Source organism: Anoxybacillus gonensis, from assembly GCF_001187595.1.
GTDB classification, from domain to species: domain Bacteria; phylum Bacillota; class Bacilli; order Bacillales; family Anoxybacillaceae; genus Anoxybacillus; species Anoxybacillus gonensis.
In genome coordinates this window covers 1549556-1564016 of record NZ_CP012152.1, presented here as the reverse complement: position 1 = coordinate 1564016, position 14461 = coordinate 1549556, and the positions used below count along the sequence as shown (strand labels likewise).

The following is a 14461-nucleotide window of genomic DNA, read 5'->3' as shown; positions in this document are numbered from 1 at the left end:
GAGATCTCCCCCTGCCTTATAGTATGTTTATTTCCTTAATGGCTTAATGCTTAATATTTTTATTTTGTAACTATTCACCCCAGTGCTAGTGTATAAAAAAGCCCAGCACAAATAGGGCATTTCGGTCATAGAAAATGCCCTAGGTAGCGGAAAGAACTCGATCGATCGTTTCGCCTGCCAACAGAAGACACAACGAGTCCCACACGTTTTTTTCGTGTTTCGTAAGTGTGGAAACGATGCTTCTTGCGATGCAAAACGACTGCGCGAACGTTTCGTCACGAAATGTACCCGAGATGTTCTCTTTGACTTTGACCATGCGAAGATCTCGCTCGGCTTGGTTATTGTCAAAGGGAACATGCACTTCACATAAGAAACGCAGCGCTTCTTCCTTTCGTTTTTGAAGCCGTCGAATAAAAGCGAGTGCTTTTTTCGGAAGAGGTGTCATCGTTTCCAATCGGTGCTGTGCTTTCGCTAGGATACGATCATACACTCGTTCCCATCGTTTCGCTTCTTCTTCGGAAAGTGCACCGTGATGCGCTTCGACTGCCTGTTTGGCGGCTAACAGAAACGTGGTCATGCGCGATGCCCATGTATGGCCTTGTTCGATGAAGCCTTTTAGCTCACGTAAATGATGGGCATGGCAAAGAGCATGTGTGGCTTTCGTGTATCTCGGATACGTACCGAATGCATCATGCATCATCGTCCCTTTGTATTGTGGAAGAATCCCGATCTCATCCGTTGCTTTCTTTCCACGAGAAGCGTGAAAAGCCAAGTACGTATATGTCGACGTACATGCGACATGCACCCATGCGAGTTTACCATTGATGCGCAAACTCGTTTCATCGACATGCAAGATGTTAGAGTCAAGTAAGGCGTCTTCGATCATGTCCATATTGGATTCCAGCGCTTCGCGTCCTCGTTTCACCATATTGGCAAGGGTTCCTGTACTAACCGAGTGTTGATATAACGCTTCGATTGTATCACTTAAACGCTTGTAAGGGATCAATTGGATATGATGCAAATAAACAACGAGCGCAGTAAGACGTGGACCGTATTGCACATGATTCGTGACATGTGGTGGAAACTCCGCTTGTTGCACGCATCGACAATGCGGACATGATTTCACTTCACGCTCATGTTGTGTCACTTCAATCGACACGGGAGGCAGATCAAACACTTGACGGACATCGACTTTGAACGGTTTGACGTCACGCAAAGAAGCCCCACATCCTTGACACGTATGTACGCGATGGACGACACGATGATGTGGATGTTCCACTTGACGGAGCGTCGTCCCCTCATGTCCCTCTTGCCCACCGGGCTTTTTGCCAGACGGCTCGCGGGAGGAACGCTTTTTCTCAAAACGGTCAGAAGATGGGGGCAAATGGCTATTGGAGCTGTTTTTTTTCGTGCGTGCTTCCAGCTCTTGAACGCGATGCTTGAGTTGTTCATTTTCTTTGCGTAGCTGTTTGTTTTCTTGACGCAAATGTTCATTTTCTTGAATGAGTTGATGAATGAGCTGTTTTTGTTGTTGGACTTTGCCGATTAAGCCCTCAACTGTAAATACAGCTTGTTGTACCGTCAACATGTGATTCACCTCCTTGTCTATCAATATTCACATCATAGACAGGAAAAGCAAAAAATATTCAGCTCACTTTATGATGTGGCTGAATAGTTACTTTATTTTTAATTGTAATGTTTGGATATAAACATAGTTCTACTTAAATCTTAATTAACATTTCAACTTTTTAATTCATCATAAAAATAGATTGTCAGAAGTTCGATTTTTGGTGTACCCACTCGTTTTGGTATCCTGACGGAATCCATATTTATTTAGTCGGAAGTAGAATCTTTAAATTTAAATTTTATATAAATTTCATACATACGGAAAAGCTAAATACCTATTGGAGGTGATAATATGTTGTGCAAAACTGCCGAACACCTGGATTTATATAATAAAGACATAGATATATTAAGTGAAGTAGAACAACTAATGGAGCAGACTTCGCCTAAGTGTGCGGAGGAATTTAGAGATTTGATTGATCATAAAATTTTACCTTTACTACATAAAGTTGAACATCCAGTAGCGGCCGAAAATATTTTTGGAATGTGTATGTCCCACCCGATAGCATATGTTAGATATAAACTTATTGAAGTAGTTGAAAATTGGATCCCTTACTTTTCTGCGGTAGAAACCATAGTTAATCTTACTCTTGATCCAGATGACTTAGTTTCATTTAGGGCAATGGAGGTCTGTGGAAAATACAGAATTGAAGAAGCTATACCAAACCTTTCAAAAATAATTGGTGATGTAACGGAGAAGTTGCATTTTCCAAACAAACCGGTGGGGTTAGGTGCTCAAAAGGTTTTAGAAACGTTTCTGGATATTTTTGGAACGAAAAGTGAAGAGGAACTTCGAATGTTAAAACATTAGGTTCATCACCAAATTTTGTGATTTAGTGACAAAAAAGAGAAAGCACTGACGAGATCCTGGCAATAATGTTAGCGGTGAAATAAACATTAAGGAGGTCTCGTAAGTGCTTTCTATACCACTAGGATTGCCAGAATTTAAAGTGATTAAACAAGAACTTCTTTCCTATGGTTATGCGATTCATGTAGAGAAAACAGAGACACAGGAACGTTGCCCTCATTGTGGTTTTGCCACTTCCTCTGTCCACGACAGACGGACAAGAAAAGTACGGGATTTGGCGATTTTCCATCAACCGGTGTACTTGTTCGTAAAGGTAAAGCGCTATCGGTGCTGGAATTGTTCCCAAGTGTTTTCCGCCTCTTTGGAATCGATTCAACCCAATCAACACTACACCAATCGATTTTGTGAGTACTTGTATGAACTTTGTGAAGGCTCCACCATTCAAGAGGTTAGCCGAAAGCACCGCATCCCATATACGACATTGGAACGCATCTATTACTCCATCGCATCGAAAAAAGCAAAAGAGCGTCAAACAGCGATCGAAGCATCTTCTCAAGAAGAGATGGTGCTGAGCTTAGATGAAATCGCGGTAAAAAAGGGACATCAGTATGAAACCGTATTGATGGATGCCAAAGCCGGATCGGTCATGGGAATGCATGCCGATCGCCAATGTAACTCCGCCATCCACTTGTTGAGTCAAAATGTCCTGTCGAAAGAAATGGTCCAAACGGTGATTCTTGACATGTGGGAACCTTATCATAAGGCGGTTCGTGCCCTGTTTCCATCTGCTTCGATTGTCATCGATAAGTACCATGTGGTTCAAAAAGTGACACAAGCCTTGGATCAAGCAAGAAAGGAATGTTCTCCATTGAAAAAGGCTCGATATCTTCTCTTAAAAGGCTGTGAAAAGCTTCGTAAGGACCAACGGCTTCGATTAGACGATATCTTGGAGGAGTATCCGGCACTTTCCATTGCTTATTATCTGAAAGAGTTGTTTCGGGATTTTTACCGAACCGATGGATATAACGAAGCAAAGGAACGCTTGGAAGAATGGATTCAGTTAGCCAAACAGAGCCCTTTTGCTTCTTTTCAGGAAGCAGCCAACACGCTTGAAAGGTGGAAGGAGCCTATTCTTTCCTACTTTTTGTGCCCATATACCAATGCCCGGATCGAGGGGACGAATCACAAGATCAAAAACATCAAACGCCGGGCATATGGCTATCGAAATCTAGAACGGTTTCGTTTGCGTGTATTTCTGGAGTGTACAGGGAACACTACAGGTAGTCAGGCTGCTTAAGCGCTCCCTTCTTCCGCTATCGGTATGATAGTTGGTAGAATGGAACCCGTCAAGGAAAGCACTTGACTGTTTCCATTCTACCAACTTCGTGGTCTGTATGCGGAAGAAGGATCCTGACTGATGAACCTATTTCATCCAGCTAACATGTTTCTAGGATTGAGTAGAAATCACAGAAAATGGTGAAGACCCAAACATTATTTTCAAACATATGGTGTGTTACTGGGAAACTATGACTTTGAAGAAAAAATTCCGACTGAATTGTTAGAAGAGTTCGAGAGAATTGAAGAGGAAGGAATGGTTTTTATTCCTGGTGGTTTTTTTGAATACGGATTAAATGAAAATGAAGTTCCTTACAAAACATTTAATTGGAATGATAGTGTTCCAAAAATGAAAGTTTGGCTTCCTCCATTTTTTATCGATAAGTATCCCGTTACTAATAAAGAATATGATGAATTTACCGATTTCATTGAAGAAAATGGACATATTTTTTGTCATCCTAATGAACCAGAGGGTAAAGAGCATAGACGTAATACTTACTGGGATCCGCGTTACAAACCTGACCATCCTGTGACTGGTATTGATTTTTATGATGCATTTGCTTTTGCGCGTTGGAAAGGGAAGGAGCTTCCTACTGAATTTCAATGGGAAAAAGCTGCTCGAGGACCCGAGGGATTAATATGGCCATGGGGTAATTCGTTTGATCCTACAAAGGTTAGATATTCGGGAAGTTTGTATGGTACAAACATTGATTCCTTGGACGAGTGGCGAAAAACGATATTAAAAGCTCATCAAGACACCTCACTTGATAGCTATACAATCTCATTAAAAAATCCAACGAACATAAGTTTTTATGGTGTTGTAGATATGGTTGGGAACACTTGGGAGTGGACCAGAAGTGATTTTAAAACTCGTAGAATGTTTCATCCTGTATGGGAAAGTACTCAAACGAAAGCCAACGCATTCGCAGTGCTCAAAGGGGGATCGTTTTACTCTCATCCAGGTTTAATGTTTCCATCGTATAGAGCCAAAGATATCCCATTTTGCCGACACAATGAAATGGGAATAAGATGTGTGAAAAATATTCCTGTGTATTTGATACAGAGAGCATTAAAAAAACCTATAACTAATAAAGCAATATATTAAGGTGTTGGTGATACTATTGACTTTGAATTTTTATAAGTTGGCATTTGGAAATGTTATTACAAATATTTCTGGTATTCTATATACAATTGTAGCAACATCTTTTATTTACGAATATACAAAATCTGCAACTCTTGCAGCAATTGTCGCATTGGTTAGAACTATAGCTAAAATTATTAGTGGGTTGCAACTTCCTTTTTATACAGAAAGGTTTGAAATTACTAGACTAATTTCTTCTTTTTATTTATTTCAAGTGCTATTACTAAGTTTTTTTATAGTCTATTTTAAACTAATAGAATTAAACAAATTCACAACAACATTTATATATTTATTTGTATTTTTTATTAGTTATATTGAAGGTATCATCTTGCCATGCCGTAATTCATTAGTTCCTAAGGTTGTGACACATACACAATTATTTAGGGCAAATAATATTATTTCCTTCTTAGAACAAACAGTTAGCTTGTTATCTTGGGGGATGGGCGGGTTACTGGTAGTATACTTTGATAAACTTTGGATCTTAGTTGGTATAACTTTTTCCTATCTGTTTCCAGCTCTCCTCTTTAAATCAATGAATATAAAAATTGATAAGATGAAACATAAAAAGAAGAAAATATTTAGATTAGATGGTTGGAGAGTTGTAAAAAGCAATCCTTTTCTTCTGAAAATGTTGATAGTCGATATTATTGAAGGTATTGCTAGTGGTATATGGATTGGTGGTATTACTCTTGCTTTTGTTAGAGAGGTCTTGCATAAAGGAGAAAATTGGTGGGGATATATTAATACAAGCTATTACCTTGGTACTATTTTGAGTTCCAGTGTTTTAATTATAATTTCTTCTATTATAAGAAGAAAATTGGTTATTAGTATGTCCTTAGGCTCATTAGGAGTTAGCGTATTTGTTTTTATATTTGGACTTAACAAAATTCCATTAATGTCTCTGGTTTTGGTTTTTGTGTTAGGGTTGTTTTATCAATTAAGAGATTCGGCTCAAAGAACTTTACTACAGCTTCACGTAAAAGATGATGACTTAACCGCATTTTATGGTTTTTATAGTTCAATAAATAGCGTGGTCTTTGGCTTTTCTATTTTCTTGATGGGAACAATATCGGATTTACTGGGTCCTCAAAATATTTATTTACTTGCGTCACTTATGACCTTAGTTAGCTCAATATTAATCTTTGTTGCATTAAAGAATCTAAAAATAGAGTTTAATGTAAACAAAACTATTTAGTTTCCTACACCTCTCTGTTTTTAGAGTTCCTTTATTGATGGTATCCGATATGGAGTGAATCAAAATCCTCATATCATTAATGGTTATATTCAAATATTTGTATTAATTATACAGTTACTTGGGCTAATCCACTTCGATTTTACTTAAATACGATGAAAAACCACGGCTGTTGATTATCCAAAATTAGGCATACTCTTCCCGTATATTCGGGCATACTCAAATAGGGCAGCTGCCATCTCGGATTTCCATTCGAGAGGAAGTTGTCCAGAGAAAAAACGACGAACAAACGAAAGAAAGGTAAGGGACGAGGTTGTCCATTTTTCCGTGCGATGATATAGCCATCTCCATAACACATAAGCGATAAATGCCGCAAAAAGCTGGTTGTATACCGCATGCTCGTCGGTGCCAAATAAGGTTGGAACGTTTAGGTATTGCTTGATCCATCGGAAAAACACTTCCACCGTCCAACGTTCTTGATACATCTCGGCAATCTTTTCCGCCGATGCCTCTAAGACGTTCGTGACGACACGGATGTCATGCCCGTTCGCATCCTGAAAAATCACGACGCGATGGCGCTTTTTGGAACGACATTGTTTTGTTCCTAACTGGCAAGTAAAATCCGCCACAATGGAAGAAGAGGAGGAAGAAAGGCGCTTTAGGCTCTTTTTCTGATGAATCTCGACATTGTCTTTCATCCGTATCACAAATGGTTGCTTCTGTTTGACAAACCGATCGAGGCGTTCGATTTTGAAGTACGCTCGATCCTCGACAAGAACCGATTGCACGTCTGTGAGCTGTTCTCCAATCGGTCCATCGTGGCGCAGCCCTACGGTTTCTATGATGTCGCTCGGCATTTGTTGCTCAGGGGAATACGCGACGTGCATGTTCACTCCAGATCGTTCCCCATGATAGGGAGCCCATGTCAGGCGGTTTTTCCCCACGGTGACGGTCGTGGAGTCTACTACACGCAATGCTTTTGGAAAGCGAAGCGAACGGCGGGTTTGGCGATTGCACTTCGAAACCACCAAAGCAAATAAGCGCTTCATCACCTCGTACGGAACTTCTTTCGCTTTCTTAGAAACCGTCGAGTAATGAAACGTCGGCAATCCATACATCTTTGCCACATCGGCACCATGACGGAAACTTTTCCATTCGTGAAGTGCCGCCAACAGAAAAAAATCAACCAATGTGCGCACCGTAAACGTCTCCGAAGTGTCATGGTAACCAACGGCTTCGGTAATCGACTGGAGATCTTCATCAGAAACAATTTTTTACATCAAATTTGGGAGTGTGGTATGCTTATGCATAGAGAGCACCTCCTAGGTTTGTTTGTGTAGCTACTTACATTCTACAGGAAAGGTGCCCTTTTTTCTATGTTTTTTATGGATATTATTGGTTAATCAACACGCCTGTTTTTGGGTAGAAAATTCAGGAATGATCTCAAAAAATATTATATAAATGCAATTTGGGACTTTAACGTTTTCGTCTTTTATGGAGTAATCGGTATGTTTCGACTGTTGAGTGACGAAGGCCAATCGTAGACTTGCCTCCGACAGTCGAAAAAATAGGGAGTCTACTTTTTCTTCAGCCATAAGTTAAACTTCTCACTTGTATTTATATAGAAACTTTTGTTCATGGTGCTCATTGAGACCACCAATCGAAGCACGGTAGGGTGAACATTCAAAATTTCCACCATCCCATATGGGGTGGTTTTTTGTTATACTTGTTTCATCGATACATAGAAAGGATAACGAGCGATGGAACGAGAACATTTGTTGTTGATTGACGGAATGGCGTTATTGTTTCGGTCGTTTTATGCGACGGCGCCGCGATGGATGATGAATAGCCGTGGGGTGCCGACGAATGCGGTATATGGGGTAGTAAAGCATATTGAAGCGGCGACAAATGCGCTTCAACCGACGCATGTCGTCTGTTGTTGGGATATGGGAAGTACGACGTTTCGCACCGAATGGTTTCCGGACTATAAGGCGAATCGTGGCGAGCCGCCGCGTGAATTAATTCCGCAGTTTGATTTGGCAAAAGAAGTGGTCGCGATGCTAGGCATTCCAAATATCGGTGTGCTCGGTGCCGAAGCGGACGATTGCATCGGCTCGCTTGTGAAGCAATATCGTGAGGAGATGCGCATTTCGATTATGACCGGAGATCGTGATTTATTTCAGCTTCTTTCCGAGCGTGTCACGGTTTACTTATTGGCTAAAGGAATCGGCAACTATGAAGCGTATACGCTCGACCGTTTTATTGAAGAAAAAGGGATTCAGCCACAGCAACTTATTGATGTCAAAGCGCTCATGGGTGATCCGAGCGACAATTATCCAGGTGTACGTGGCATTGGAGAAAAACAAGCGGTTAAACTCATTCAACAATATGGATCAATTGAAGGAATCATCGCAAATTTAGCGAACTTAACAAAAGCGCAACAACAAAAAATAACAGAACATCTCGACTTGCTTCATTTATCGCGCAAACTGGCAGCCATTCATTGTGACATTCCGATTCAATTAGAGTTGGAAGAGGCGAAATGGCATGATGAGCGTAAGCGGTTTGCGGAAGTGTTAGAAGCGATTCGGTAAGAGGTGAATACGGTTGAAAACATTAAAAGGAAAAAAGGCAGTAGTCACAGGGGTGAGCCGGAAACATGGAATCGGTGCGGCAATTTGTGAGGCGCTAGCCGAAGCAGGGGCAGATATTTTTTTCACGTACTGGAGCGCATACGACCGTACGATGCCGTGGGGGATGGAGCAAGACGAACCGCTTCACATTCAACGAAAGCTAGAAGCGCTCGGTGTCGTGTGCCATTCCTTCGAGCTCGATTTATCTAAAGAAGAAGCACCGCAAGTATTGCTCGATAAGGTGTGCGAGGTGTTTGGTGTACCGGATATTTTAGTAAACAACGCTTGCTATTCTGTTTCGCTTCCATATTCAGCGTTAACAAGCGAAATGCTCGACCGACACTATTTTGTCAATGTCAGAGCGCCGATCATGTTAAGTGTGGCATTTGCCAATATGTTTGCAAAACCACAAGGTGGACGAATTATTATGATGACATCGGGGCAGTCGCTTGGCCCAATGCCGGGAGAAAGCGCATATGCGGCGACAAAAGGGGCGATCGATGCGTTTGTCAAAACGTTCGCTGTCGAAGTAGCCGAAAAAAAGATAACCGTAAACGCCATCAATCCAGGACCTACCGATACAGGATGGATGAACGAAGAACTAAAACAGTACCTTCTTTCGAAATTTCCGTTCGGTCGAATCGGCACACCAAACGATGCTGCGCGTCTCGTTCGCTTTCTAGCAAGCGACGAAGCCGAATGGATTACTGGACAGATCATCCATTCGGAAGGTGGATTTGTGCGGGGATGAAGCGTAGTGGATTTCGCATAAAATGGTGGCGAGTTGCTCTCCTTATTATACTTAAGATGGAGAACCGGAGGATTGCAGGCTGTTTTTTCATTTTTAGTAACAGGTGTTTTTCTTATTATCGTTACTTTCTTCATCGCATGGCCTATTGTCTGATTGCTCCTTTTCTTTCAAAAGAGATTTTAACCAGCCCCACGCGGAGGCTGGCTTTTGTATATGCGCTATTGGTTTAGGAAATACTTTTCAATATCATCAAGCATATCGTTCGCTGCCAGAACCCCACCGGCTGTATTCCAAATGGCGTCACTCACTTTGTACACTTTTCCTTGTTTCGCTACGTTTAAATTTTTGAAAAGCGGATCGTTAATCCATTCATCTTCTACTTTTGTCGCTGCTCCATCTCCTTCTTCATATGTGAAATAAAAGAGAATATCGCCATCCATTGCTGGAATTCGTTCTTTTGTTACACCTTTTTCCGCAAAATCGTTGACGTTTTGTGACTCAGGGCGTGCAAATCCTAATTGATCTAAAATAACGCCAGAGAAGGAGTCTTTGTGATAAATGCGTACATCTCCAGCTAGAAAGCGGACGATGGAAACTTTCATCTGTAGCTTGTCTCCTAACTTCGCTTTCAAATCTTCAATACGTTGGTCGTACGCAGCCATGATCTCTTTTCCTTTTTCTTCTTTATTGACCGCTTTTGCATAGAGCATGAAGTTTTCTTTCCAGTTTCCTTTTAACGTTTCAGAAAAAACAGTTGGAGCAATAGCGTTTAATTGCTCATAAATTTTTTCTTGACGTAGTTTGTTACCAATAATTAGGTCTGGTTTTAATGAAGCGATTGCTTCTAAATTTGGCTCACTTTCCGTTCCAATCTCTTTTACGCCATCCATTTGATCTTTGATATGATCATACCAAGGATCTCCAAGCCACGATTTAACAGCACCGACTGGTTTTACACCTAATGCTAATAAAGCTTCTGTTCCTTCGTTCGTTAAAATAACAACGCGTTTAGGTGCACCTTTTATTTCAGTTGTGCCCATCGCATGCTCGACTGTATAAGTTACAGGTTTTTCTTCATCTTGCTTTGTCGTTGTTTCTTCGTTCGAACCGTTGCAAGCGCTAAGAACGAAAAGAAGAACAATCATCAGCATAAAAGAAAGTTTTTTCATATGTACGCCTCCTATTTGAAAATGATTTTCGTTAACGAATAAAATAATAATATGAATGATAATCATTGTCAATTAAAATATATAATTGAATTATAATTGACTTGCCGAGATTTCAAATAATCTAATAAACTCATTGACACTGATATTCGATATCAAATAGACTTTATATGAGGCTACAAATCATAGTAAGGAGATTATCTACAATGTTAGAAAACAGTACAAAACGGTTGGTTGGACTGCTTTTATTTGTACTTATATTTTTTATTAGTATGTGGATGAGTATCATTTATGGTTACACAGATACAAGCTATCGAACGGCAATCGAGGCGCTGATGAATAAAGGTATTTCTAACGAACATCTTGTTATTAATACGGTTCGTTTGCCACGTGCCCTCATCGGCGCGGCTGTTGGGGCAAGTTTAGCCATGGCAGGGGCACTTATGCAGGCTTTAACTAAAAATCCCCTCGCTTCGCCTGGGATTTTTGGAATTAATGCAGGGGCGGGGTTTCTAATTGTGTTATGTGTAACCTTCTTTCAAGTTAGTTCGCTTCACATGTTCGCATCGCTCGCTTTAATTGGTGCTACACTCGCAGCAATCATTGTATTTATCATCAGTTCAGTTGGAAAAGAAGGGATGACACCGATTAAATTAACGTTAGCAGGAACAGCTGTAGCGACACTTTTTGCTTCTCTTACACAAGGATTGTTAGTTGTAAATGAAAAAGCGTTAGAAGAGGTGTTGTTTTGGTTGGCGGGATCTGTTTCAGGACGAAAGTTAGAGATGTTAACTTCTGTTCTTCCTTACTTTCTCATTGCGTGGGTTGGGTCTTTTTTATTAGCTTCAAAGATCAACATTATCATGCTAGGAGATGATGTAGCAAAAGGATTGGGACAACGTACGAACTTTGTCAAGTTAATTATGGCTATTTTTATTGTTTTGTTAGCAGGAAGTTCTGTGGCAGTAGCTGGGCCAATAGGTTTTATAGGAATTATTGTTCCTCATATTGCTCGAGCATTTGTCGGGAATGATCACCGTTGGCTACTTCCGTATTGTGCGTTCATTGGGGGAAGTCTCTTAAACTTTGCAGACATTGGAGCTCGTTATATATTGATGCCGCAAGAAGTGCCTGTCGGAATTATGACGGCATTTATCGGGGTTCCATTTTTTATTTATGTTGCCCGTAGGGGGATTTTAAAATGAGAAAGTACATACCATTTCGAGCGGGAAACAACATTTCATTTTTAATTGACAAAAAAGTGATGACGACTTGCTTAGTGCTACTAATGATTTCTATTTTTTTGTTTCTTCTTAGCACAGGAATTGGAGAAATGTATATTTCCCCAGTAAATGTTATAAACACGCTATTAGGTAGTGGGAGTGAAATGGATGAGATTGTAATTTATTCATTTCGTCTACCTCGAATGATTATCGCCTTTTTTGCGGGAATGTCTTTAGCTGTAGCTGGTGCTATTCTTCAAGGAATGATTCGCAATCCGCTTGCTTCTCCAGATGTACTTGGGATGACAAGTGGCGCAGCCGTAGTCGTTGTTTTATTTTTAACGATATTTAGTGATAAAAATGGATCGCTTATCATTAGTATTCACTGGTTGCCTTTAGGTGCTTTTATAGGGGCCACGATCGCCGTTTTTCTTGTGTATATGCTAGCTTGGAAAAACGGGGTGTCCCCGATTCGTCTCGTCTTGATCGGGATAGGGATATCTGCGCTCATGCAAGCTTTTACTACTATGCTCATGCTCATTGGACCGATTTATCGGGCGAGTCAAGCAAATATTTGGATTACTGGAAGTGTATATGGGGTTTCTTGGAAACAAGTGATGATTTTCATGCCTTGGGCTTTTTTGTTGTTACTTATTAGTTTCATTTCCGCTCGACAAGTAAATATTCAAGAATTAGGTGAGGAGCTCGCGGTTAGCGCAGGTGTTTCTTTGCAAAAACAGCGCTTGTTTCTCCTTTTATTAAGCACGGCGCTAACAGGGGGAGCTGTAGCATTTGTTGGAGGGATTGGCTTTGTTGGATTGATGGCTCCGCATATGGCACGAAGATTAGTAGGATCTTCTTTTGGAGGGATGCTGCCAATAGCAGCTTTGTTAGGCGGCATTCTCGTATTGCTTGCGGATTTATTGGGACGGACACTGTTTGCTCCACTAGAAATTCCAGCAGGTGTATTTACCGCAGCAATTGGGGCCCCTTATTTTATTTATTTATTGTATAAAAATCGAAATGCGTAGTGAGGTGAAAATATGACCATTTTACAAACAAAGTCACTTACACTGTCTTATGGAAACTCAATCGTCATTGATGAGCTAAATATGAGCATTCCAAAAGGGGAAATTACTGTTTTAATTGGTGCAAATGGATGTGGAAAATCCACGTTATTACGGTCGTTAGCTAGATTACTAAAACCGATTGGTGGAACGGTATTGCTTGAAGGAAAAGAGATCACAAAAATGCCCACAAAAGAAGTAGCAAAAAAGATGGCCATTTTACCGCAGTCGCCAACCGTCCCAGAAAGTTTGACCGTTTTGCAACTTGTTAAGCAAGGTCGTTATCCACACCAAACATGGTTAAAACAATGGTCAAAAGAGGATGAAGATGCGGTTAAGCGCGCACTTCAAGCAACTGGTATGATACAGTTTGCGGAGCGTTCGGTTGACTCTCTCTCAGGAGGGCAGCGCCAACGTGCATGGATTGCAATGACATTGGCGCAACATACGGAAGTCATTTTGCTTGATGAACCGACAACTTATTTAGATGTGGCACATCAAATCGAAATTCTTGACTTATTGTTTACATTACATGAACAAGAAAAGCGAACGATTGTCATGGTGCTCCATGATTTAAATTTGGCGTGCCGTTATGCCCATCATATCGTTGCCATCCGCGACAAAACCGTATATGCACAAGGGAAACCGGAGAAAATTATTTCACGTGAACTTGTCAAGGATGTTTTTCAGCTTGACTGTGAAGTAATTTACGACCCTTTATTTGGAACACCTCTTTGTATTCCATATGGAAGAGGTAGATACCTTTTGGATAGGGAAGGAGTGTCATGATGAATCTTTCTGAAGATGAAGTGAAACAGTTAGAGAGATTTCGTTTTTCAAAAAAACGTATGATTTCTCCTTTATCTATTCGGCTTGATCAACTGCATGATGAAAGAGAACTTGCTATATATTTACAACTTGTGCAGCAAAAAATTGGTGCTCGAAATCAAATGGTTTCTGCTTCTATATTCATGAAAAGATATAGCTTTTTTATAGCCATCGTTTTATATGCAATGTCTGTATGGAATAAACGTCTTTCATCGTCTTTTCAGCAAATATGGATGGAAACAGATAATGAATCAAAAATGTGGATGCCTACTTTCCGCTTTAAGTCGCTTACATATACAACAGTTAGTGAAAATCGTGACAAATGGCGTACGCAAATCATTGAGCATCTTTTTGCAGGGCATCTTGCTTTGTTAATTGAACAGTTGCGGAAAACTACGCATATTTCACCGTTAATCCTATGGGAAAACGTCTCGATTTATATAATCTGGCTATATGAAACATTAATAGGGGAAAACGAGTGCTGCGATGTACGTCAACAAATTTATGACGATTTTCTATTTGTTGTGCAAAAAGCAGATGGCAAGTTGTTCGGTCCGTATTCTCAAAATCCGTTATATCGTTTTTGGAAAGGAGAAAGTCGTATTCAAAGGACAACGTGTTGTCTTTTTTATCAAACAACTAAGCAATCTCATTGTAAAATATGTCCCATTAGATAAAATGAAATAGAAAAACC

12 protein-coding genes and 1 pseudogene are annotated in these 14461 nt (G+C 40.4%); 10 read left to right on the top strand and 3 right to left on the bottom strand.

From position 1 onward, the window contains the following. Nucleotides 1–139 precede the first annotated feature (139 nt). Nucleotides 140–1588, bottom strand: coding sequence for an IS66 family transposase (gene tnpC, locus AFK25_RS08195; protein WP_049720885.1), 1449 nt, complete (start codon nucleotides 1586–1588; stop codon nucleotides 140–142). Between the two features lie 330 nt (nucleotides 1589–1918). On the opposite strand from tnpC, the gene AFK25_RS08190 reads away from it, so the two are divergent. The 4 genes and pseudogenes from AFK25_RS08190 to AFK25_RS08175 all read left to right on the top strand — a co-directional run bounded on the left by AFK25_RS08190 (nucleotide 1919) and on the right by AFK25_RS08175 (nucleotide 6102). Then, a complete protein-coding gene (locus tag AFK25_RS08190; RefSeq protein ID WP_035067975.1) occupies nucleotides 1919–2434 on the top strand; it encodes a hypothetical protein in 516 nt (171 codons plus the stop codon). Nucleotides 2435–2537: 103 nt separating this feature from the next. Beyond that, a complete protein-coding gene (locus AFK25_RS08185; protein ID WP_035067864.1) occupies nucleotides 2538–3728 on the top strand; it encodes an ISL3 family transposase in 1191 nt (396 codons plus the stop codon). Between the two features lie 189 nt (nucleotides 3729–3917). Further along, nucleotides 3918–4871 (top strand): annotated as a pseudogene (locus tag AFK25_RS08180) (formylglycine-generating enzyme family protein); the annotation flags it as partial. 7 nt (nucleotides 4872–4878) lie between these two features. Beyond that, a complete protein-coding gene (locus AFK25_RS08175) occupies nucleotides 4879–6102 on the top strand; it encodes an MFS transporter (RefSeq protein WP_240483462.1) in 1224 nt (407 codons plus the stop codon). Between the two features lie 173 nt (nucleotides 6103–6275). On the opposite strand, the gene AFK25_RS08170 is transcribed toward AFK25_RS08175, so the two are convergent. Then, a complete protein-coding gene (locus tag AFK25_RS08170) occupies nucleotides 6276–7370 on the bottom strand; it encodes an IS4 family transposase (RefSeq protein ID WP_240483463.1) in 1095 nt (364 codons plus the stop codon). Between the two features lie 489 nt (nucleotides 7371–7859). Between AFK25_RS08170 and AFK25_RS08165 the strand changes: the two genes are divergently transcribed. After that, nucleotides 7860–8693, top strand: coding sequence for a 5'-3' exonuclease (locus tag AFK25_RS08165; RefSeq protein ID WP_035067374.1), 834 nt, complete (start codon nucleotides 7860–7862; stop codon nucleotides 8691–8693). Nucleotides 8694–8706: 13 nt separating this feature from the next. Beyond that, nucleotides 8707–9483, top strand: coding sequence for an SDR family oxidoreductase (locus AFK25_RS08160; RefSeq protein ID WP_035067373.1), 777 nt, complete (start codon nucleotides 8707–8709; stop codon nucleotides 9481–9483). Between the two features lie 218 nt (nucleotides 9484–9701). Here the strand turns inward: AFK25_RS08160 and AFK25_RS08150 are convergent, their stop codons facing one another. Further along, a complete protein-coding gene (locus AFK25_RS08150) occupies nucleotides 9702–10652 on the bottom strand; it encodes an ABC transporter substrate-binding protein (RefSeq protein ID WP_035067371.1) in 951 nt (316 codons plus the stop codon). Between the two features lie 203 nt (nucleotides 10653–10855). On the opposite strand from AFK25_RS08150, the gene AFK25_RS08145 reads away from it, so the two are divergent. The 4 genes from AFK25_RS08145 to AFK25_RS08130 are packed head-to-tail and all read left to right on the top strand — an operon-like array spanning nucleotide 10856 to nucleotide 14444. Then, on the top strand, nucleotides 10856–11854 hold the full coding sequence (locus tag AFK25_RS08145; RefSeq protein ID WP_035067369.1) for a FecCD family ABC transporter permease: 999 nt from the start codon (nucleotides 10856–10858) through the stop codon (nucleotides 11852–11854). Continuing rightward, a complete protein-coding gene (locus tag AFK25_RS08140; protein ID WP_035067367.1) occupies nucleotides 11851–12903 on the top strand; it encodes a FecCD family ABC transporter permease in 1053 nt (350 codons plus the stop codon). The genes AFK25_RS08145 and AFK25_RS08140 overlap by 4 nt, the downstream gene beginning before the upstream one ends. A gap of 12 nt (nucleotides 12904–12915) precedes the next feature. Further along, a complete protein-coding gene (locus tag AFK25_RS08135) occupies nucleotides 12916–13728 on the top strand; it encodes an ABC transporter ATP-binding protein (protein WP_035067365.1) in 813 nt (270 codons plus the stop codon). After that, the gene (locus AFK25_RS08130) at nucleotides 13728–14444 is read left to right on the top strand and encodes an IucA/IucC family C-terminal-domain containing protein (protein ID WP_035067363.1); all 717 of its coding nucleotides are present in this window, start codon (nucleotides 13728–13730) and stop codon (nucleotides 14442–14444) included. The genes AFK25_RS08135 and AFK25_RS08130 overlap by 1 nt, the downstream gene beginning before the upstream one ends. Nucleotides 14445–14461: the final 17 nt, after the last annotated feature.

What these genes read in the sequence shown, in the direction of transcription:
- AFK25_RS08140 (WP_035067367.1), top strand. Translation starts at nt 11,851, where the DNA reads ATGAGAAAGTACATACCATTTCGAGCGGGAAACAACATTTCATTTTTA.
- AFK25_RS08190 (WP_035067975.1), top strand. Translation starts at nt 1,919, where the DNA reads ATGTTGTGCAAAACTGCCGAACACCTGGATTTATATAATAAAGACATA.
- AFK25_RS08145 (WP_035067369.1), top strand. Translation starts at nt 10,856, where the DNA reads ATGTTAGAAAACAGTACAAAACGGTTGGTTGGACTGCTTTTATTTGTA.
- tnpC (WP_049720885.1), bottom strand. Translation starts at nt 1,588, where the DNA reads ATGTTGACGGTACAACAAGCTGTATTTACAGTTGAGGGCTTAATCGGC.
- AFK25_RS08130 (WP_035067363.1), top strand. Translation starts at nt 13,728, where the DNA reads ATGAATCTTTCTGAAGATGAAGTGAAACAGTTAGAGAGATTTCGTTTT.
- AFK25_RS08150 (WP_035067371.1), bottom strand. Translation starts at nt 10,652, where the DNA reads ATGAAAAAACTTTCTTTTATGCTGATGATTGTTCTTCTTTTCGTTCTT.
- AFK25_RS08135 (WP_035067365.1), top strand. Translation starts at nt 12,916, where the DNA reads ATGACCATTTTACAAACAAAGTCACTTACACTGTCTTATGGAAACTCA.
- AFK25_RS08165 (WP_035067374.1), top strand. Translation starts at nt 7,860, where the DNA reads ATGGAACGAGAACATTTGTTGTTGATTGACGGAATGGCGTTATTGTTT.